Annotated in this window: 21 protein-coding genes; 15 read left to right on the forward strand and 6 right to left on the reverse strand. The window is 41.8% G+C overall.

Annotated elements, in window-relative coordinates; genetic code table 11:
* Positions 1–288: 288 nt before the first annotated feature.
* Positions 289–1,188, forward strand: coding sequence for an N-acetylmuramoyl-L-alanine amidase (locus tag LCD32_RS05750; RefSeq protein WP_060780983.1), 900 nt, complete (start codon positions 289–291; stop codon positions 1,186–1,188).
* Here LCD32_RS05750 and LCD32_RS19235 read toward each other — a convergent pair.
* From LCD32_RS19235 to LCD32_RS05775, 6 genes are all read right to left on the reverse strand, one after another.
* Positions 1,177–1,308, reverse strand: a complete 132-nt coding sequence (locus tag LCD32_RS19235) for a hypothetical protein (RefSeq protein WP_256734188.1) — start codon at positions 1,306–1,308, stop codon at positions 1,177–1,179. The two genes, LCD32_RS05750 and LCD32_RS19235, sit on opposite strands and share 12 nt — an antisense overlap.
* A 99-nt stretch (positions 1,309–1,407) precedes the next feature.
* The gene (locus LCD32_RS05755) at positions 1,408–1,584 is read right to left on the reverse strand and encodes a type II toxin-antitoxin system SpoIISB family antitoxin (protein WP_008346289.1); all 177 of its coding nucleotides are present in this window, start codon (positions 1,582–1,584) and stop codon (positions 1,408–1,410) included.
* A complete protein-coding gene (locus LCD32_RS05760) occupies positions 1,553–2,323 on the reverse strand; it encodes a type II toxin-antitoxin system SpoIISA family toxin (protein WP_060780984.1) in 771 nt (256 codons plus the stop codon). The genes LCD32_RS05755 and LCD32_RS05760 overlap by 32 nt, the downstream gene beginning before the upstream one ends.
* 146 nt (positions 2,324–2,469) lie before the next feature.
* Positions 2,470–3,468 carry an inorganic phosphate transporter gene (locus LCD32_RS05765; protein WP_017359158.1) on the reverse strand — a complete coding sequence of 333 codons (999 nt, stop codon included), beginning with the start codon at positions 3,466–3,468 and terminating at the stop codon, positions 2,470–2,472.
* A gap of 15 nt (positions 3,469–3,483) precedes the next feature.
* Positions 3,484–4,101 carry a DUF47 domain-containing protein gene (locus tag LCD32_RS05770; protein WP_008346281.1) on the reverse strand — a complete coding sequence of 206 codons (618 nt, stop codon included), beginning with the start codon at positions 4,099–4,101 and terminating at the stop codon, positions 3,484–3,486.
* Between the two features lie 206 nt (positions 4,102–4,307).
* Positions 4,308–4,766: an ASCH domain-containing protein gene (locus LCD32_RS05775; protein ID WP_008346278.1), complete on the reverse strand. Its 459-nt coding sequence runs from the start codon at positions 4,764–4,766 to the stop codon at positions 4,308–4,310.
* Between the two features lie 227 nt (positions 4,767–4,993).
* Here LCD32_RS05775 and ggt point away from each other — a divergent pair, with 227 nt between their 5' ends.
* The 14 genes from ggt to lpdA all read left to right on the forward strand — a co-directional run bounded on the left by ggt (position 4,994) and on the right by lpdA (position 19,397).
* A complete protein-coding gene (ggt, locus tag LCD32_RS05780; protein WP_008346275.1) occupies positions 4,994–6,748 on the forward strand; it encodes a gamma-glutamyltransferase in 1,755 nt (584 codons plus the stop codon).
* A gap of 276 nt (positions 6,749–7,024) precedes the next feature.
* Complete coding sequence (locus LCD32_RS05785; RefSeq protein WP_082181676.1) at positions 7,025–8,038, forward strand: sulfate ABC transporter substrate-binding protein; 1,014 nt, start codon at positions 7,025–7,027, stop codon at positions 8,036–8,038.
* A 12-nt stretch (positions 8,039–8,050) separates the two neighbouring features.
* Positions 8,051–8,896, forward strand: a complete 846-nt coding sequence (gene cysT, locus LCD32_RS05790) for a sulfate ABC transporter permease subunit CysT (protein ID WP_035700429.1) — start codon at positions 8,051–8,053, stop codon at positions 8,894–8,896.
* A 5-nt stretch (positions 8,897–8,901) separates the two neighbouring features.
* Entirely contained in the window at positions 8,902–9,771 is an 870-nt protein-coding gene (gene cysW, locus LCD32_RS05795) for a sulfate ABC transporter permease subunit CysW (RefSeq protein ID WP_035700432.1), read from the forward strand.
* A 15-nt stretch (positions 9,772–9,786) separates the two neighbouring features.
* Complete coding sequence (locus LCD32_RS05800) at positions 9,787–10,518, forward strand: sulfate/molybdate ABC transporter ATP-binding protein (RefSeq protein ID WP_051632389.1); 732 nt, start codon at positions 9,787–9,789, stop codon at positions 10,516–10,518.
* 240 nt (positions 10,519–10,758) lie between these two features.
* Positions 10,759–11,226, forward strand: coding sequence for a PTS sugar transporter subunit IIA (locus LCD32_RS05805; RefSeq protein WP_017359150.1), 468 nt, complete (start codon positions 10,759–10,761; stop codon positions 11,224–11,226).
* A 50-nt stretch (positions 11,227–11,276) separates the two neighbouring features.
* Entirely contained in the window at positions 11,277–12,650 is a 1,374-nt protein-coding gene (locus LCD32_RS05810) for a PTS galactitol transporter subunit IIC (protein ID WP_007498866.1), read from the forward strand.
* 19 nt (positions 12,651–12,669) lie between these two features.
* Positions 12,670–12,948 carry a PTS sugar transporter subunit IIB gene (locus LCD32_RS05815; protein WP_008346262.1) on the forward strand — a complete coding sequence of 93 codons (279 nt, stop codon included), beginning with the start codon at positions 12,670–12,672 and terminating at the stop codon, positions 12,946–12,948.
* 62 nt (positions 12,949–13,010) lie between these two features.
* Complete coding sequence (locus LCD32_RS05820) at positions 13,011–13,457, forward strand: hypothetical protein (protein ID WP_008346260.1); 447 nt, start codon at positions 13,011–13,013, stop codon at positions 13,455–13,457.
* Positions 13,454–14,485 carry an alcohol dehydrogenase catalytic domain-containing protein gene (locus LCD32_RS05825; protein ID WP_041092293.1) on the forward strand — a complete coding sequence of 344 codons (1,032 nt, stop codon included), beginning with the start codon at positions 13,454–13,456 and terminating at the stop codon, positions 14,483–14,485. The genes LCD32_RS05820 and LCD32_RS05825 overlap by 4 nt, the downstream gene beginning before the upstream one ends.
* Positions 14,486–14,665: 180 nt before the next feature.
* The gene (pdhA, locus tag LCD32_RS05830) at positions 14,666–15,649 is read left to right on the forward strand and encodes a pyruvate dehydrogenase (acetyl-transferring) E1 component subunit alpha (protein ID WP_041092295.1); all 984 of its coding nucleotides are present in this window, start codon (positions 14,666–14,668) and stop codon (positions 15,647–15,649) included.
* A gap of 31 nt (positions 15,650–15,680) precedes the next feature.
* On the forward strand, positions 15,681–16,661 hold the full coding sequence (locus LCD32_RS05835) for an alpha-ketoacid dehydrogenase subunit beta (RefSeq protein ID WP_026050078.1): 981 nt from the start codon (positions 15,681–15,683) through the stop codon (positions 16,659–16,661).
* Between the two features lie 18 nt (positions 16,662–16,679).
* Positions 16,680–18,002, forward strand: a complete 1,323-nt coding sequence (locus tag LCD32_RS05840; RefSeq protein WP_035392333.1) for a dihydrolipoamide acetyltransferase family protein — start codon at positions 16,680–16,682, stop codon at positions 18,000–18,002.
* Positions 18,003–18,014: 12 nt separating this feature from the next.
* Positions 18,015–19,397 carry a dihydrolipoyl dehydrogenase gene (lpdA, locus tag LCD32_RS05845; protein ID WP_008346251.1) on the forward strand — a complete coding sequence of 461 codons (1,383 nt, stop codon included), beginning with the start codon at positions 18,015–18,017 and terminating at the stop codon, positions 19,395–19,397.
* Positions 19,398–19,423 lie beyond the last annotated feature (26 nt).

Raw genomic sequence — 19,423 nt, forward strand, 5'->3', positions numbered from 1 at the left:
CAAACGTATGTTCTATTTTTGCCGTAAAAGAAAAGTCCATATAGGACTAAATGGCTAATAAAGCTATCGCTTACTTTTTATATCGGCTTATTTTTAACAATTTTAACATAAAATCAAAGAAAATTGGAAGTTTTTCCTGTTTTTTTGTTCTATTTTTACAAAGATAAAACGGCGATTGAATTCAAATTTTACCATAGTCTTATGACGAAAACAAACAAATTTGTCTTACGTTTGCCACCGATTGATGAACAAGATCAAACATCAATTTAACAAAAAGGAGTGCAAAACATGGTACAAATTTATCAAGATTTTATTCCAGTTGGAAACGGAAATCGGCCAGGATATGCTATGATGCCGCTTTATGTAACTGTGCATAACACAGCCAATACATCTAAGGGAGCTGACGCAAAAAGTCATGCGGCATATGTCAAACGCTCAACAACAGAGGTAAGCTGGCACTTCACAGTGGATGACAAGGAAATTTTTCAGCATCTCCCTTTAAATGAAAATGGGTGGCATGCTGGGGATGGGCATGGAGATGGCAACCGAAAATCGATTGGCATTGAAATTTGTGAAAATGAGGATGGAAACTTTCAACAAGCTGTCAAACATGCCCAGTGGCTTATTCAAAAGCTTTTAAAAGAACATGGCATTCCATTAGCAAATGTGGTGACGCATCAGCATTGGTCAGGAAAAACATGTCCACGTCTGCTGCTAGCTACATGGGATGAATTTAAAAGAGGAATTGAGACTGCAGGTGATCCGGAAACGGTGATCACATATGTGGTGAAAAGCGGGGATACGCTAACGAGTATTGCTAAAGCCCATGGTGTCACAGTGAGTGATTTACAGACATGGAATCAGATTAGTGACCCGAACATGATTCGAGTTGGACAAGTTCTCAAAATTTATCATGCAGAAGAAAAGCTCAGTTATGAACTGCCGGATGGGGTGTTAAAGGTGACATCACCTCTGACAAAGGGGGAGCATGTACGTCTCGTCCAAAAAGCGCTTGCTGCTGTGTATTTTTATCCTGACAAAACAGCTGTAGATAAGGGCATTGATGGCGTTTATGGGGAAAAAACAGCCAATGCCGTCGCGCGATTTCAACTGATGAATGGTCTAACAAGTGATGGAGTATACGGTCCTAAAACAAAAGTAAAGTTGCTTCAACTATTAAATCAGTGAGTCTTTCTTTTTGGCCGCTTGAATGACGGCTACACTTTTTTCGTGTAATCGGCAGACATAAGGGGATGGCTTAAATTCAGCAAACTGAACATACCTCAATTGTTTAAGTTTCTTTTTCATATTGGCACCTCAATCGTTGCAGCAGTTGGTTTTATTGTATGCAAGTAGATGTGAAAACGGAAGTAGGACGCGGATGAAGTTCCGCGTCCTTTAGTGTAATCAAGCTTTTTTATTTTTATACTCATCTAGGAGCTGTTCATTCTTTTTGAAAATACGCTCCGTATGGGGACTTACTTTGTAATCAGCCATACTAATATGGCGCTTTTTCTTTAAAATCTTAAATGGGTTTTTCTTGCGATTGTTATTATCCCCTTGAAGTGCGTGTTCCATCTTCATCACCTTCCTCTTCGTCAGGCAAGATTAGGTCATAAATCGTTGTAAGTGAAGTCATTAATAAATAGTCGAATTCAGTGACAATATCCTCAGAGGTCAGCTTAATCACAAAGTGTGCATCCGCTACTGAAAACGGGATGAGAACCAGTTTGCCGAAATCATCGTAATACACTTCCTGCCTGTCAAGCTTTGCTTGAATGAGCGCTCTCTGGTCAAGTGTCCGCAGCAAGTCATCTTTTTGCTCCTGCGTATCATAAGGACAAAGAGCGGCTTGAATATTCATTTTTTCTGCAAAAGAATAGATCAGTCGTTCAATTCCCTCTATATAAGCTTCTATACTTCCATAATATACATGGATCGGTTCGTTTTTCAATAGGTATTGGTACGTTTTTAGTTTATTGAGGTAAGAATGAAGCAGGTCGTTATTTTGTTCTAGGAGTTGATGGGTGTCGGTTTCAAGTTCATGATTTCCGAGTTTTTTTATATAGGAGCTGAGGAAAATAAAGGCATCAGTTAATGCGAAAAAAACAGCAATAATCAGGTAGTGCATCCAATCGGTGAAGATTGAAGAAGGGTCATTTGTCCAGTACACAACAGCACCCGCTACATAAATCCAATACCACGTTTTACGAATCGCAAACATCTTTTCTTTTACTTTTTGTTCAAAGCGCCATACCGCAAATACATATACAGCAAGAGCACCTAGCAATAACCAAACAGTCAATTGAAAAAATAATAGCATGTTCTTCTCTCCCATAGACAGATGGATACTTATTTATTTCTATGGATATGATTGGAAACCCTGCTTCATGAAAAAATGGCTTGCAGGAAAAGAGCATTTGAGTATGCAAACAATTAAAAAAAGACCTGTTAGACAGGTCTTTGATATTAGAGAATCGCATTTAACACAAAGTATATAAGTGCCCCTAGAGTTCCCGAAATCGGTAATGTGATCACCCAAGTGACAAGCATACGTTTTGCCGTACCCCAGTTGACTCCTTTTACTCTATGTGCAGAACCTACACCTAGAATAGAAGATGAGATCACGTGAGTGGTACTAACCGGTAAGTGAATAAATGTTGCACCGAAGATAATAGCTGCACCTGTTAAGTCTGCAGATACTCCGTTTACTGGACGAATCTTCATGATTTTACCGCCGACTGTTTTAATAATCTTCCAGCCGCCAATAGACGTACCTAGTCCCATTGCAAGCGCACAAGAGAATTGTACCCAGAAAGGAATGTCATCTGTTGTATGCAAATTACCTGCAATTAAAGCCATCGTAATAATTCCCATCGCTTTTTGCGCATCGTTTGTTCCGTGGGTATACGATTGCAGTGCAGCCGTTAAAATTTGAACACGTCGGAATTGTTTATTTGTTTTTGCGAGATTGTTGTTTCGGAATATAATTTTGATAATGGTATACACGATATATCCCAAAACAAAAGCCAGGATAGGTGAAAGCAATAGTGCTTGAATGATTTTAATGAATCCCGAATAGTTTAAAGCGCCAAAACCAGCAGAGGCAATAACAGCTCCTGCAATTGACCCGATCAGTGCGTGTGAAGAACTACTCGGAATCCCGTAATACCAAGTAAGCAAGTTCCAAGTAATGGCTGCAATTAAAGCAGCCAAAATGACGACAGATCCGTTTTGAAGTGTAAAAGGATCTGCGATGTCTTTTGTAATGGACTTTGCCACACCTGTAAATGTCATTGCTCCTAAGAAGTTCATGAACGCTGCCATAATAATAGCATGTCTAGGCTTTAACGCTTTTGTTGAAACTGAAGTGGCAATGGCATTTGCTGTATCGTGGAATCCGTTAATGAAATCAAAAGCAAGTGCACAAATGACAATAAGTATGGTAAGGATGAGTAATGTATCCATGTTTAACTAACCCCGTTACGCATTCTTCATAATGATTGTTTCTAGATTGTTGGCAACACTTTGACAGGAATCTGCGATTTCTTCAAGTGTTTCGTAAATTTCTTTGTATTGAATGACCTTAATTGGATCTGTTTCTTTTCCAAACAAGTTCTTTAGTGATTTGCGGTGAAGATTGTCACAATTATGCTCAATCTCTTTAATTTTGATTGCGTGCGGATGAATATCTTTTAAGCGATTTTCAGCCAGTAATTCAATAGTTATTAAAATTTCTTTCGCACATTCTCTGATGTAGTGGCTGAATTTGTCGATATGTTCGTCAGAGCTTGTAATTGAATAAATTTCTAATGTTGCAGAAAAATGCTCAATGCCGTCTAAAACATCGTCGAGGCTATTCGTCAATTGAAGAATGTCTTCACGTTCAATCGGTGTAATAAAGGCTTTATTCAGCTCTTTAATCATGGTATGAACATGATTATCACCTTTTGTCTCATATTCCTTCAATGTGTCAGAAAATTCTTTCAGAGTGGTTTGATTTGTTACTTTATAGCTAACAAAATACTCAGCAGTTTCATCTAAATTTTTAGCAATTTCCGTTAACAAGACGGAAAACTTGTCTTTTTTCCTTTTTAACATGTAAAAACCCTCCATTGTATAAATGAGACAATGCACACATCAAATAATTATATATTCTTTTGTCGAAAAAAAACAGGTGTAGTCGAAAATTTCTTCACTTTTTCTATTTGATCTTATTCTGACCTAAAGATGTGATCTCAACTCACCTTTTTCAGAAAGGGGAAAAGAAAGCAAAAAAGCGGACCATTTTTGGCACCGCTTAAAAGTTAAGAAGCTGAATAAACAAGCTTAAATCGCTCACAAACAAGAAGCATATCTTCCTTAAATGTTAATCCGTACGGTTTAAGTGCTTCTGTGAAAAATTCTTCATGTTCTTTGTACCAATAGTCATATGAAAGATCGCCTTCACCTTCTGCTTTTGCAAATGATTCAGGAACCTCATTCATTGGCATGATATCTACTTGCGTGATCTCTATGATGGCTTTTGGTTCCTCCCGGCTGTCCAAAATGACCGCATAATGACCGGGTTTTGGAAGCGGCTCTTGTTCTTTTTCGTAAAAAAGGTATCCAGAACAAGTGGCTGTTTTTTTTCCTTGTTGTACAAGGTCAAGCAAGTGATCTGGATTTGCGCCAAATGCCCAAGCAGAAACAGAGGCGTGATCAGGAGTTTTTCCTGATTTTTCTTCCCAATAAGATTCCCAAAATAAAGTGCTTTTGTGGTTCATCCTTTTTCCCCCTTTGTTATGAGTTTATTATATCGTGAAGTTTCCTACTTGAAAAACGTATGTCTTTATTACTACAAGATGTGCATGTCATATGTTTTGAAAACATGTGTTTTGTTTGGCAGATATAGGATGATAGAATGAAAAATTTTGAAATTTTAGAATAATCTATTGTATTCTGGTCAAGAAGTCGGTAAGGTCAAAGTAAGAATATGGAAGGGGTGTTGTTCATGAAACGCATTTCTCTAACTGTTTTGTCCATATGTCTGTTTGTTTTCTCGTTTTTTCTGCCGGTCAGCCAAGTCACTGCAAACGAAACTCATGGGAATAAAGTAGCTGTTGGCAAAGATGGGATGGTGGCTACTGCACATCCGCTTGCATCGGAGATTGGTGCTGACGTATTGAAAAAAGGTGGGAACGCAGTGGATGCTGCTGTTGCCATTCAGTACGCACTTAACGTAACAGAGCCAATGATGTCTGGAATTGGCGGCGGCGGATTTATGATGGTTTATGATGGGAAGACAAAGGAAACATCCATCATCAATAGCAGAGAGCGAGCACCACAGGGCGCAACACCTGACATGTTTTTAACAGATGATGGAAAAGTGATTCCGTTTGCTGAGCGATCTACACATGGAAATGCGGTAGGTGTTCCAGGGACTGTAAAAGGTCTTGAAGCTGCATTAGATAAGTGGGGTACTCGTTCTATGAAGGAATTGATTGAGCCCTCCATTCAACTTGCAGAAGATGGTTTTGAAATTGATTCTGTCTTGGCAAAAGCGATTGATGATCATCAAGCAAAATTGAAAAAAACGGCCGCAGCGCCAATTTTTCTTCCAAATGATCAGCCGCTCGAAGAAGGAGATCTGCTTGTCCAGCCAGGTCTTGCAAAAACATTTAAACTTATTGCGAAAAAAGGAAGCAAAGCGTTTTATGAAGGAAAAGTAGCAAAGGCACTTGCAAATACAGTTCAAGATTTTGGCGGGACGATGACTTCAAAAGATATCAAACGTTATGAAGTCAAGACTGACAAGCCAATCTGGGGAGACTATAAAGGATATCAGCTTGCAAGCATGCCACCACCAAGCTCAGGCGGGGTGTTTATGCTACAAATTCTCAAAATACTTGACCATTTTAACCTGTCTCAGTATGACCCCAAATCATTCGAAAAATATCAGCTTCTTGCTGAAACGATGCACCTCTCCTATGCTGACAGAGCCGCATATGCCGGCGACCCCGAATTCGTAGATGTTCCACTAAAAGGACTATTAGACGATGATTACATTTCAGAAAGAGCCTCTCTCATTCAATTAGATCAAATGAATCGCAGCCCGAAAGAAGGAGATCCTTGGGCATATGAGGATGAAAAAAATCCATCCCCAATTGTTCCTCAGCCAGAAGATAAAACCATTGGTGAGACGACCCATTTTACTGTTGCAGATCAGTGGGGAAATGTTGTGTCATTCACCACTACCATTGAACAATTATTTGGTACAGGGATTCTTGTTCCAGAGTATGGATTTTTCTTAAATAATGAACTAACTGATTTTGATGCACGACCTGGCGGTGCAAATGAAGTCCAGCCAAATAAACGTCCATTATCAAGTATGACCCCGACGATCATTTTTAAAGATGGAGAGCCTGTCATGACTGTTGGATCTCCTGGTGGAACGACGATCATTGCTTCTGTTTCACAGACGATTCTCAATTTACTTGAATATGACATGGAGCTTCAGGATGCGGTAGAAGAGCCAAGAATCTACACAAACAGCTTAACTTCGTATCGTTATGAAGTAGGTGTCCCTCTAGATGTAAGAACAAAGTTAAATGATATGGGTCACCAGTTTGGCAGTTCACCTATTGATATAGGGAATGTGCAAGCTTTACTGATTGATCGAAAAGCAGGGACATTTACTGGAGTAGCTGATTCAACGAGAAATGGAACTGCTGTTGGTGTCAATCTAAAGGTAGCTGCAGATCAATAGCATTTCCCGGGAAAAGAAGCGCCTCATCAAGAAGGCGTTTCTTTTTTTCATTAAAATAAAAACACAGTTGACACCTGTGAATAGTTTGAATAATATATAGACTAACATCAATCATACATAGCTGATCGGACAACCGAAGGCTCTTGGCATTGACGTACAGGACTTTTTTGTACTTCAATCGCTGAGGGCCTTTTTTGCGTATAGAACTGAAAACGGCAAGGTTGGTGTCACTATTCAATGTGAAAGGGAGCGGATAACGTGAAAAAATGGATATGGATGTCTATTGCGATCACACTTTTCATCATCACAAGTGCTGCATGCTCAAATGCGAATGAAGCCTCAAATCAAAAGGGAAAGGTTGAGCTTTTGAATGTGTCATACGATCCTACCCGTGAATTGTATCAGGAATACAATCAAGCCTTTCAGACTTATTGGAAAGACAAAACCGGTGAAGATGTGACAATCCAGCAGTCTCATGGAGGGTCAGGTAAGCAGGGGAGATCGATTATTGATGGACTCGAAGCAGACGTGGCTACACTTGCTCTTGGGTACGACATTGATGCCATTGCAGATCGAGGGCTACTTTCAAAGGATTGGCAAAAAGAATTTCCGAATCAGTCCACACCTTATACGTCTACTATTGTGTTTCTTGTGAAGAAAGGGAACCCAAAAAAGATTAAAGACTGGGACGACCTGATTCAGCCAGGTGTATCTATCATCACACCAAATCCAAAAACGTCAGGCGGTGCAAGATGGAATTATTTAGCCGCATGGGCATATGCCGATAAAACCTTTCATGGGGATGAAGAAAAAACGAAGGATTTTGTGAAAAAGTTATATGAACATGTTGAGGTGCTCGATTCAGGTGCTCGTGGCGCCACAACAACTTTTGTCGAGCGCGGTCTTGGTGACGTGTTAATTGCTTGGGAAAATGAAGCCTATTTAACACTGCATGAATTAGGCAAAGACAAATTTGAGATTGTCAGTCCCTCTATTAGTATTTTAGCAGAGACGCCCGTTGCCGTTGTCGACCAAAATGTGAAACGAAAAGGAACAGAGAAAGTGGCAAAGGCTTATTTAGATTATTTGTATTCTAAAAAAGGACAGGAAATTGCGGCTAAAAACTATTATCGACCAAGAAATCAAGAAGTGCTAAACAAATATAAAGATCAATTTAAAGAGATTGATATGGTGACCATTGATCAGGCATTTGGCGGATGGCGAAAGGCGCAGAAAAGATTTTTTGATGATGGCGGATTATTTGATCAAATATATAGCGGACAAAAATAGGGGGGCGACGTGATGAAGAAAGGCTATGCTGCCGCCAATAAAAGAAAACGTGTATTGCCTGGATTCGGGCTGAGTCTCGGAGTGACACTTGTTTATGTCAGTGCGATTGTCGTGATTCCTTTATCTATGGTATTTATTTGGACGGCTTCATTAGGAGCAGAAGGAATTTGGAATGTCTTTAGTGATGCACGGGTGCTAAAGTCGCTGCAGCTTACGGTTACGACTTCTTTTGCAGCTGCACTCATCAATGCAGGTTTCGGTGTACTGATCGCATGGGTTCTCACGCGGTACTCGTTTCCAGGAAAGAACATCCTGGATGCCCTCATCGATTTGCCGTTTGCTCTTCCAACGGCAGTGGCTGGCATCGCTTTGACGACTCTTTATTCTCCGAATGGGTGGATTGGGCAATTTTTGCATGTGAAGGTGGCTTACACCCCGCTCGGGATTATTTTGGCACTGATTTTTATTGGCATTCCATTTGTCATAAGAACGGTTCAACCGGTCATTGAGGGGCTTGAGCAGGAAGTGGAAGAGGCCGCAGCTATACTTGGTGCTACAAGAAAACAGACCTTTTTTCATGTACTGCTGCCTGCCTTGTTTCCAGCGGTGATGACTGGATTTTCTCTTGCATTTGCAAGAGCACTCGGTGAATATGGCTCCGTTGTGTTTATAGCGGGAAATATTCCGTTTAAAACAGAGATTACACCACTGATGATCATGTCTAAGCTTGAGCAGTATGATTATCCAGGTGCCGCAGCTATTGCCTGTTTCATGCTGCTCTTATCATTTGTCATTTTGTTATTGATTCACGGATTGCAGTGGTTTGTCGAGCGGAAAAAACAAGTGGAAGTGAGGTGAGATGATTGGAAAGGGAGCTTCTTAAAGAGCACCGCATCAAGTACAGGAGTCCTGTGACGGAATCAAAAGCGGTGAAGCGTATGTTAATTAGTGTGGTGTATGCTTTTTTGATTTTGTTTTTACTCATGCCGTTGATTGCTGTATTTTCAAAGGCTTTTGAGAAAGGATGGAGTTCTTATCTTCTTGCCATCTCACATCCAGACACGCTTGCGGCAATTAAATTGACTGTTTTCATTGTGATGATCACATTGCCGCTTCAAATGATATTTGGGGTCAGTGCTGCTTGGCTCATCACAAAATTTCATTTCCCGGGAAAACGTTTGTTAACGACTGTCATTGATCTTCCGTTTGCGGTGTCACCTGTCATTGCAGGACTTGTATTTGTACTTTTATTTGGTTCAAATGGACTTTTAGGACCGTCGCTTTTAGCAAATGGATGGAAAGTGATTTACTCTGTACCAGGGATGATTCTTGCGACCATCTTTGTGACATTTCCTTTTGTTGCGAGAGAGTTAATTCCGTTTATGCAAAATGAAGGCATTCATGAGGAAGAAGCATCACTTACGCTTGGTGCCAGTGGGTGGCAGACCTTTTTCCTTGTGACACTTCCAAATATAAAATGGGCCCTTTTTTACGGCGCCATTTTAGCAGGGGCTAGGGCAATTGGTGAATTTGGTGCAGTGTCGGTTGTATCTGGTCATATACGCGGAATGACGAATACGATGCCGCTTCATATAGAAATTCTATACAACGAGTATCAATTCCAAGCGGCTTTTGCTGTGGCCTCTCTCATGGCGTTTGTAGCGGTCATTACATTAATCATCAAGCAGATCATTCAGCAGAGAGATCACAGGCTTGGCAAGCGTTCAAAATAAATGGAGGGATCAGCCTTGGGGATTACAGCGAAACAAATATCAAAGCAATTTGGGCAGACGAAGGTTTTGCAAAACGTGGATTTGACGATCGGAAATGGGGAATTAATATCCTTACTAGGACCATCTGGATCAGGTAAGACGACTTTATTAAGAATTATTGCAGGGCTTGATGATGCGAATACAGGGCAGATCTTATTTGGAGAACAAGATTATACTCACATTCCAGTGCGAAAACGGCAAATTGGTTTTGTCTTTCAGCAATATGCGCTTTTTCGAAATATGACGGTATTTGATAATGTGGCTTTTGGATTGAAGATGAAACCTAGAGGTGAAAGGCTGCCTAAAAAAGACATCAAAGAGCGGGTGCATGAGCTGCTGAAAGTCGTTCAATTAACGCAGTATGCACACCGTTATCCAGAGCAGCTGTCAGGTGGACAAAAGCAGCGTGTAGCACTTGCACGTGCTCTAGCCGTTAAACCGAAAGCTCTTCTCTTAGATGAACCTTTTGGTGCACTAGATTCAAAGGTGAGAAAAGACTTAAGACATTGGCTGAAAAAAGTTCATCAAGAATTTCAAATGACGACCATCTTTGTGACGCATGATCAAGAAGAAGCGTTTGATATCGCTGATCGTGTTGTGGTGATGAATGAGGGCAGAATCGAAAAAATCGGCACAAAAAAAGAAATGACAGAGCAGACAGACAACCTTTTTGTAGCTGAGTTTTTAGATATAGGAAGCCATATTTAACAAGAAGTTGATGTGATGTAATGAAAGAGATGCGGCAAAAAGCTGCATCTTTTTTTATAAAAATTTTCCTAGGAACATTGACTTATAATTTCGAATATTATAATATCTTTACAAAGGTAACGGTATTGAACATTTTATAAAACATCTATTTGTAAGCGCTTTACAAAAGGTTCTATTTTAAAATGTTCATTCTTTTTGTTACATGTGTTCATATTTATACCAAATGAAAGGGGTGGTTGTTTGAACAGCTTGTTTGAGTTAGATCAACAACTGATTGAGCTGCAATACGAAGCATCTTCAAGTGAGGAGGTGACTGCCTATTTAGCAGAAAGGTTAGAAACTGGAGGATATATTAAATCGAGCTTTTTACCAGCAGTGCTTGAAAGAGAAAAAACATATCCGACCGGTCTTCCTCTTGCGACCTTTGGGGTGGCCATTCCCCATACAGATCCTGAACATGTAAACAAACCGGCGATCAGTGTAGCGACATTAAAGGAACCTGTTATTTTTCATAAGATGGGAAGCCCTCATGAGACAGTTCAAGCCAAAATTGTGTTCGTTCTGGCAATCTCTGAACCTAGTAAGCAGCTCGTGATGTTAGAGAAACTGATGACGCTTTTCAGAAAAGAAGAAGTAATGACAAGTTTATCTCAGATGACATCGTATGAAGAAGCTGTTGATGTACTTCAAAAAGAATTAAACCAATAGTTATTCACGACATAATGTAAGCGCTTTATCTAAAATCAGGAGGTGGATGTATGATCAAGCAAGCCGTCGATTTCATCTTAGACTTAGGGCCAACAATTATGCTCCCAATTATTATGACGTTATTCGGTATGATTTTAAGGCAAGGATTTAAAAAATCCTTCCGTGCAGGTATTACCATCGGAATTGGATTTGTCGGGGTCAATCTTGTCATTAATTTACTTGTAAGCGGTCTTGGACCAGCAGCCAAAGCCATGGTCAATTCTCTTGGATTAAAGCTTGATATTTTAGATGTCGGCTGGCCGATTGGAGCCGCCATTTCATTTGGTACACCTGTTGCCCCTTTGATGATTCCTCTTGTGCTCTTGTTAAATGTCATTTTGCTGTCTGTTAACTTTACGAAAACATTGAATGTGGATATTTGGAATTTCTGGCATTTGATTTTCGCTGCTTCTGTTACTTACTACGCTTATCATAATATGTTCTTAGCCCTTGCCGTTGGTTTAATCGTTTCTGCGATTACACTAAAACTAGCCGATTGGACGGCACCGACGATCGAACACCATTTCGGATTAAAAGGCGTATCGATGGCTCATGCTGAAACGGTCAACTTCGCTCCGCTGATGTATGCGTCAAACCGAGTGATTGATAAAATCCCTGGTTTAAACAAAATTCATGCGGATCCAGAAACTTTGAAAAAACGTTTTGGCATCTTTGGTGAACCGCTTGTGATGGGTCTTATACTTGGTATCATTATTGGTCTTCTTGGTGGCTATGATGCAAAAGGTGTCATGACCCTTGGAATTCAAATGGCTGCAGTGCTTGTGTTAATGCCAAGAATGGTTGCTTTATTAATGGAAGGACTTATTCCAATCTCTGAGGGTGCTCGTTCTTATATTCAAAAGCGTTTCCCTGGAAAAAATGTCTATATTGGTTTGGATACAGCGATTGTCATTGGTCATCCAGCGAATATGGCTGTAGCCCTTTTGATGGTGCCAATCACCATTTTGCTCGCTGTTGTCCTTCCTTACAATGGTATGCTGCCGTTTGCAGACTTATCGGTTCTGCCATTTACAGTGGTATGGGCAGTAGCAGCCGCTCGTGGAAATATTATTCGCGGCCTCATTAACAGTATTTTTACTTTAATGATTGTTTTCTTCATTGCAACGAACCTTGCACCACTCGCCACAACAATGGGGAAAGCAGTTGGTTTCGATTTCCCAGAAGGGGCAAATATGATCTCTGGTATCGATCTTGGTTCACACGTCATTCCTTGGATCATGGTGAGACTTCTTGATCCGAGCAATCCTTACTTCATTGCAGCGATTGTCTGTGCACTGGCATATGCGCTTCTTTGGTACTGGGTGCGAAATGATATTAAAAAGCAGTATGCAAAAGAAATGGGCTTAGATCAGAAAGATCAATAAACGAGCTGGAGGGATTCTCATGGCAAAAAAAATATTAGTATCTTGCGGAACGGCAGTTGCTACGTCAACGGTTGTGGCAAAAAAGGTAGAAGAGACATTAAAGGAAAAAGGATACGATGTCATCGTTGAACAGTGTAAGGCATCTGAGGTTCCGCAGAAAGCGGAGGGTGCTGATTTAATTGTGACGACAACGCCTGTTAGTGATACAAAAGGAACGCCTGTGATTCAAACGTTATCTTTTTTAACGGGATTTGGCATTGAAGAAGATATTGAAAAAATTATCGATCATATTAAGTGAACGATGATTGCGTGGAGGAGCTGCGAAAGCTCCTTCCATGTCATTTGAAAGGAGGAGCTCTCATGCAGCAGCATGCTTATAGCCGAACGTCTGCCATGTTTTCTATTTTCCTTCCGGCCTTGTTAATATGTGTGTTTTTTCTCTGGTCTCTTTATACGTTGATGTCGGCAGGACCTGAGCCATTAGCTGTGTTAGGTGTCTATACGCTGCCTATCCTTATGCTTTCTAGCATCACTGGCCTGAATCAGCCAACGAATATCATGATTAGTGAAGATGAGCTGAAAATAGGTGCTTTTGGCAGGTGGCACACATATGCCGTGTCCGATATTAAAGGAAAATTGTTTTTAAAACCATATCCTCATATCGGGAAAGTATATGTCAGAGTGGGACCTGCGCGAATATTTGGAGGACGCTACTGGATTTCAAGTGAGATGAGTGAGTACAAGCAGCTCGTTCAATCCTTGCAGAGTCTTGCGACATGTGATGAAAAGGAGGATGCGGCTAAATGAAATCAGCTGTCTTTTATTCTTCAGAGGACATTCGTTACGAGGAGCGGAAGCGGCCAGCCATTGGTGATGATGAAGTATTATTAAAAATGCGTGCCTGCGGGTTATGTGGGACGGATATTTATAAAGCGACACATGAGACGGTACCTCCTGGCACAGTGCTAGGGCATGAAATCGCTGGTGACATTATCGAAACAGGCCGTCACGTCACACATGTTCAAACGGGAGACAGGGTGTATGTAGCGCATCATGTCCCTTGTTTCACTTGTGACTTTTGTCAAAGAGGATTTTATACAATGTGCCCGCAATTTGCAGCCACAAATGTAGAGCCGGGCGGTTTTTCGGAATATATTCGTGTTCCTGCTTTACATGTGAAGCATACAATGGGCAAACTCCCACATGACGTCTCATATGAACAAGGAGCGATGGTCGAACCGGTTGCCTGCTGTCTTCACGGCTTTGAAAGGGCGCCCGTTCATCCTGGAGATTCGGTCTTGATTCTTGGAGCGGGACAAATTGGCTGCATTCAATTACAGCTTGCCAAATATTATTTGGCTGGAAAAGTGTTGATCACAGACGTAAATGAGAACAGGCTCCGTCAAGCAAGAAATCTTGGGGCGGACGTCGCTTTTCATCCAGCATCTGAGCCAGTAGAAAACCGCGTCATGAAAGAAACAGATGGAAAGGGAGCGGATCTTGTCATTATTTCTGTGGGGAGCAGTGCGCTTTTAAAAGAAGCATTTCAAGCTGTTGCAAGAGGCGGAACGATTTTGGTCTTTGCTCACTTTCCGAAAGGGGATGTCTCCATTCCAGCAGAACGTTTTTTCCATGATGAAGTGAAAGTAGTCGGAGCTTATTCGTCGCATCCATACCATTATCGTGAAGCGCTAGAGCTCTTAAAAGCAAAGGTCGTTCATACAGAAAAAATGGTGACGCATCGATATCCATTAAGTCAGCTTCGTCAGGCGATAGAATGCGCTAGGCATCCAGAAGGAGAAAGCGTCAAAATCATGATGTATCCAGATGAATGAGAATGTACGAGATGGAGAGAAAGAGAAGGTCTTTGGAAAAGGGCTTTGCCTTTCTCTTTTTTTCTGAAAAAAGATGAAAACGCTTAAAAAATAAACGGAAATACTTGACTTCAATGAGAGTTAAACGTATGATAATTACAAATGTAACACATAAGAACAAATGTAAAGGGGAGAGAAGAAATGCAAAAACAAATCACTTTGCCTGAACAGATTAGTCATGAGAAATTAGCAGATTTATATAAACAAATGTGGTTAGTAAGATATTTTGATGAAAAGGTCGATCAATTCTTTGCTAAAGGATTAATCCATGGAACGACCCATTTATGTGTTGGACAGGAAGCATCGGCTGTTGGGTCTATTGCTGTGTTAAAGGATGAAGATAAGATTGTCAGTACACACCGCGGACATGGTCACTGTATTGCAAAAGGTGCAGAGGTCAATAAAATGATGGCTGAACTATTCGGACGTGAAACAGGTTACTGCAAAGGAAAAGGCGGTTCCATGCATATTGCCGACTTAGAAAAAGGAAACCTTGGGGCAAATGGAATTGTTGGCGGCGGTATTCCGCTTGCAACTGGTGCGGCGCTCACGTCCAAGATGAAAAAGGAAGGCTTTGTGGTCCTTTGTTTCTTCGGAGACGGCGCTACAAATGAAGGCAGCTTCCATGAAGCGCTGAATCTTGCTTCCATTTGGGATTTACCTGTTGTGTTTATTTGTGAAAACAACCAATACGGCATGTCTGGTCCTGTGAAAGAAATGATCAACATTGAAGACATCTCAACAAGAGCCAAAAGCTACGGAATGCCAGGGAAAACAGTTGATGGAAATGACATGGTTGAAATCATGAATACAGTAGATGAAGCGGTAAGCCGTGCAAGAGCTGGAGAAGGGCCATCACTCATTGAAATGAAAACGTATCGCTGGAAGGGTCACTCAAAGAGTGATGCGAAAAAATACCGTACACGTGAAGAAGAGACAGAATGGAGACAAAAAGACGGAATTAAACGCTTTAAGTCACTCTTAATGGAGCTAGATGTTCTGACAGAAGAACAGGCTGCTCGTTTACAAGAAGAAGCGAAGCAAGAGATCGAGGCATCTGTTGAATTTGCGAAAAATAGTAAAGAACCATCAATTGACACACTATTAGAGGATGTATACGCCTAATTAGGAGGGGAATCACGTGACAAACACGACAGTGAGAGAGATTTCATATTTAGAAGCCGTTCGAGAAGCAATGAGTCAGGAAATGAGAAAAAATCAAGATGTCTTCATTTTAGGTGAAGATATCGGCGTATACGGTGGCGCATTTGGTGTCACGCGCGGGATGATCGAGGAATTCGGTCCAGAACGCGTCCGCAATACGCCGATTTCAGAGGCTGCCATCGCAGGAGGCGCAGTCGGAGCGGCTTTGACAGGGATGCGTCCGATTTTAGAACTACAATTCTCTGACTTTATTACAATTGCAATGGATCAGCTTGTAAACCAAGCAGCGAAAACACGTTACATGTTTGGCGGAAAAGGGAAAGTGCCGCTTGTTGTCAGAACACCAGCAGGTTCCGGGACAGGTGCCGCAGCGCAGCACTCCCAAAGCTTAGAAGCGTGGATGGCTCATATTCCTGGACTAAAGGTGGTTCAGCCTTCAACAGCTTATGATGCAAAAGGACTTTTAAAAGCAGCAATGGATGATGACAACCCTGTCATTTTCTATGAACACAAGCTTTTATATAAAACAATTGGTGAAGTACCAGAAGAGCAGTACTCGATTCCTTTAGGGAAAGCGGATGTGAAGAGAAGCGGAAAGGACGTCACAATTGTCGCAACAGCCATTATGGTGCACAAAGCGCTCGAAGCAGCGAAGGAACTAGAAGCGGAAGGAATCGATGTCGAGATCATTGATCCGAGAACGCTCGTCCCATTAGATGAAGAAACCATTATTGAATCTGTGAAAAAAACAGGCAAATGTATCGTTGTGCATGAGGCAGTGAAACGAGGCGGCTACGGCGGAGAGATTGCGAGTATGATAGCGGAAAGTGAAGCCTTCGACTATTTAGATGCACCTATTAAACGACTTGGCGGTCTTGCCGTTCCAATACCGTACAACCCAACGCTGGAAAAAGCAGTCATTCCACAAGTGCCAGATATTATTGAAGCAGCAAAAGAGCTCGTGCGCTCTTAAGTAAAGGGGGAGAAGATCATGCCAAAAGAGATATTTATGCCGAAGCTAAGCAGTACGATGGAGATCGGTACCTTGCTTCAATGGTTTAAAGAAGAAGGAGATTCGGTTGAAATCGGTGAGCCTCTATTTGAGATTATGACAGACAAAATCAATATCGAGGTTGAAGCCTATGATGATGGCGTTTTTCTAAAGAAATATTACGAAGCAGATGATCAGATTCCAGTCAATGCTGTCATTGGATATATCGGAGAGGCAAATGAGCAGGTACCGAGCGAGCCGCCAGCGCAGTCAGATGAAGCATCTTCTGAAGACAGCGGAACGTCATCACCATCTGAACCATCTGTTTCGACTGAAGTTGAACCAACGGTGGGTGAGAAAGTACGCGCAACACCTGCAGCGAGAAAAACGGCAAAAGATCACCAAGTAGCCATTCAAGAAGTATCTGGTACAGGACCAAAAGGCAGAATTCAAAAACGGGATGTCGAAGCGGCACTTCATACGAACGAGGAAGGCCAGCGCGTATCACCACTTGCAGGAAAAGTGGCTGCTCGTGAAGGGATCGACTTAGCGAATGTTGCTGGTTCTGGCGTCCACGGAAAAATCATGAAGAGTGATGTGACAGCAGCAGGCGCACAAAAGGCAGAAGCTGCTCCAGTAAGAACACAAAAACTAGCCGGGATGAGAAAAGTGATCGCAGATCGCATGTCACAAAGTGCCTTTACAGCGCCGCACGTCACATTAACAAGTGAAATTGATATGACAAAAGCAAAAGAAGTGCGCAAACAGCTGCTCCCAGCGATTGAAAAAGAGACAGGCTACAGATTGTCGTTTACAGAAATCATCATCCATGCGGTCAGCAGTGTCCTCACGCGCCATCCGCAAATCAATATGACGTTTGAACAAAATGAGCTCCATTTCCATGAGGATGTGCACATTGGTCTTGCGGTTGCTGTGAAAGACGGCCTAATGGTTCCGGTCATCTCTCATGCAAATCAAAAAGGGCTGAAACAGCTCACAAAAGAAGCAAAAGAAATTGGTCGAAATGCACGCGATCAAAAGCTGCTGCCAGACCAGTTGAAGGGGTCTACATTTACCATTAGTAACTTAGGGATGTATGCCATTGACACGTTTACCCCAATTATTAATCAGCCGGAAGTGGCGATTTTAGGTGTTGGACGCATTCAAGAAAAACCTGTAGTGATCGATGGAGAAATTCAGGTGCGGCCAATGATGGGCGTCAGTTTATCATTTGATCATCGAGTGGTAGATGGTGCACCAGCAGCAGCCTTTTTAACAGACCTTAAAAAAGTGCTTGAACAACCATTTGAATTGCTAATGTAGGAGATGAATCGGATGACAAAAACGTATGATCTGACAGTCATTGGCGGAGGGCCTGGCGGATACACTGCCGCCCTTCAAGCCGCTGAACGTGGACACAAAGTTGCATTGATTGAAGAGGATTTTCTAGGGGGGACTTGTTTAAATCGAGGCTGTATCCCTTCAAAGACACTGCTCAAACATGCAGAAGTCATTGAATCCATTGAGAAAGCAAAAAGCTGGGGAATCGAAACAGGTGAGATGGTTCTTTCCTTCGATAAAATGAGAAAACGTAAAGATGATGTCATCGAAAAACTCAGGGGCGGAATCGCCTTTTTATTAAAGCAAGGAAAGATTGATGTATATAACGGCAGAGGCACAGCTGTGACAAAAAATCGCATTGACATTGAAAAACAAGATGGGTCAGAAACGATTGAAACAAAAGAGCTGATCATTGCCACTGGCTCATCACCTGCTATTCCGCCTATTCCAGGGCTCAAAGAGATTCAATTTGACACAAGTGATACGATCTTTGACATCCCAGATATTCCTGCATCTGTCGTCATCATTGGCGGGGGTGTAATTGGTCTTGAGCTGGCATGCATCTTCCAGAGTCTCCAATCAAAAGTCACCATTATAGAAGCCGCTCCGTCGATTATTCCGCAGGAAGATGAAGAAGCGTCGAAATTACTAGAAAAAGAATTGAAGAAAAAAGGCATCCATATCGCAAAGAAAACGACGGTGACAGAGGTAACAGAAAGCGAAGGAGTCAAAGCGATTCATGCGACAGACGATAAAGGAGAGACGCACATCTTTACGGCTGAAAGACTGTTAGTTTGTGTCGGAAGAAGACCAAATGTATCTGCTGTCAGTCAGCTGGATCTTCAGCTGGATGGCCCTTTTATTAAAGTAAACGACGAGATGAAGACAAGTGCTGAAGGTGTATATGCAATTGGCGATGTAGCCGGCGGCTATCAGCTCGCTCATGCGGCGATGGCAGAGGCAGCCGTTGCAGTTAGCAATATATGCGGCGAGCCTGAAAGAATGAATCACGACATCGTTCCTAGATGTATTTATACATTGCCAGAGGTAGCGAGTGTTGGGCTGACTGAGAAAGAGGCGAAAGCGAAAGGGCTGAACGTGCGGGCAGAGCGATTTGATTTAGCTGCAAGCGGAAAAGCGTTGGCAGCAGGTGTTCAAACAGGTTTTATTAAACTTGTGTACGATACCGTTTATGGTGAAGTCATTGGCGCTACAATGGTTGGTCCGCATGTAACGGAGATGATATCAGAGGCTTCCTCATTTATGTATTTAGAAGGAACAGCTGAAGAGATGGCCAAAATGATTCACCCGCATCCTACCATCTCAGAAGGCTTTTATGAAGCAGCTCTTGATATTGTGAGTAAGCTGAGAAAATAAATGCCAAACAAGGGATAGGGAGGAGA

The organism is Bacillus sp. RSS_NA_20, from assembly GCF_020165915.1.
Taxonomy (GTDB): Bacteria; Bacillota; Bacilli; order Bacillales; family Bacillaceae; genus Bacillus; species Bacillus altitudinis.

What these genes read in the sequence shown, in the direction of transcription:
- LCD32_RS05765 (WP_017359158.1), bottom strand. Translation starts at nt 3,468, where the DNA reads ATGGATACATTACTCATCCTTACCATACTTATTGTCATTTGTGCACTT.
- pdhA (WP_041092295.1), top strand. Translation starts at nt 14,666, where the DNA reads ATGCAAAAACAAATCACTTTGCCTGAACAGATTAGTCATGAGAAATTA.
- LCD32_RS05810 (WP_007498866.1), top strand. Translation starts at nt 11,277, where the DNA reads ATGATCAAGCAAGCCGTCGATTTCATCTTAGACTTAGGGCCAACAATT.
- LCD32_RS19235 (WP_256734188.1), bottom strand. Translation starts at nt 1,308, where the DNA reads ATGAAAAAGAAACTTAAACAATTGAGGTATGTTCAGTTTGCTGAATTT.
- LCD32_RS05825 (WP_041092293.1), top strand. Translation starts at nt 13,454, where the DNA reads ATGAAATCAGCTGTCTTTTATTCTTCAGAGGACATTCGTTACGAGGAG.
- ggt (WP_008346275.1), top strand. Translation starts at nt 4,994, where the DNA reads ATGAAACGCATTTCTCTAACTGTTTTGTCCATATGTCTGTTTGTTTTC.
- LCD32_RS05820 (WP_008346260.1), top strand. Translation starts at nt 13,011, where the DNA reads ATGCAGCAGCATGCTTATAGCCGAACGTCTGCCATGTTTTCTATTTTC.
- LCD32_RS05750 (WP_060780983.1), top strand. Translation starts at nt 289, where the DNA reads ATGGTACAAATTTATCAAGATTTTATTCCAGTTGGAAACGGAAATCGG.
- cysT (WP_035700429.1), top strand. Translation starts at nt 8,051, where the DNA reads ATGAAGAAAGGCTATGCTGCCGCCAATAAAAGAAAACGTGTATTGCCT.
- LCD32_RS05840 (WP_035392333.1), top strand. Translation starts at nt 16,680, where the DNA reads ATGCCAAAAGAGATATTTATGCCGAAGCTAAGCAGTACGATGGAGATC.
- LCD32_RS05760 (WP_060780984.1), bottom strand. Translation starts at nt 2,323, where the DNA reads ATGCTATTATTTTTTCAATTGACTGTTTGGTTATTGCTAGGTGCTCTT.
- LCD32_RS05815 (WP_008346262.1), top strand. Translation starts at nt 12,670, where the DNA reads ATGGCAAAAAAAATATTAGTATCTTGCGGAACGGCAGTTGCTACGTCA.
- LCD32_RS05775 (WP_008346278.1), bottom strand. Translation starts at nt 4,766, where the DNA reads ATGAACCACAAAAGCACTTTATTTTGGGAATCTTATTGGGAAGAAAAA.
- LCD32_RS05770 (WP_008346281.1), bottom strand. Translation starts at nt 4,101, where the DNA reads ATGTTAAAAAGGAAAAAAGACAAGTTTTCCGTCTTGTTAACGGAAATT.
- LCD32_RS05785 (WP_082181676.1), top strand. Translation starts at nt 7,025, where the DNA reads ATGTCTATTGCGATCACACTTTTCATCATCACAAGTGCTGCATGCTCA.
- lpdA (WP_008346251.1), top strand. Translation starts at nt 18,015, where the DNA reads ATGACAAAAACGTATGATCTGACAGTCATTGGCGGAGGGCCTGGCGGA.
- LCD32_RS05755 (WP_008346289.1), bottom strand. Translation starts at nt 1,584, where the DNA reads ATGAAGATGGAACACGCACTTCAAGGGGATAATAACAATCGCAAGAAA.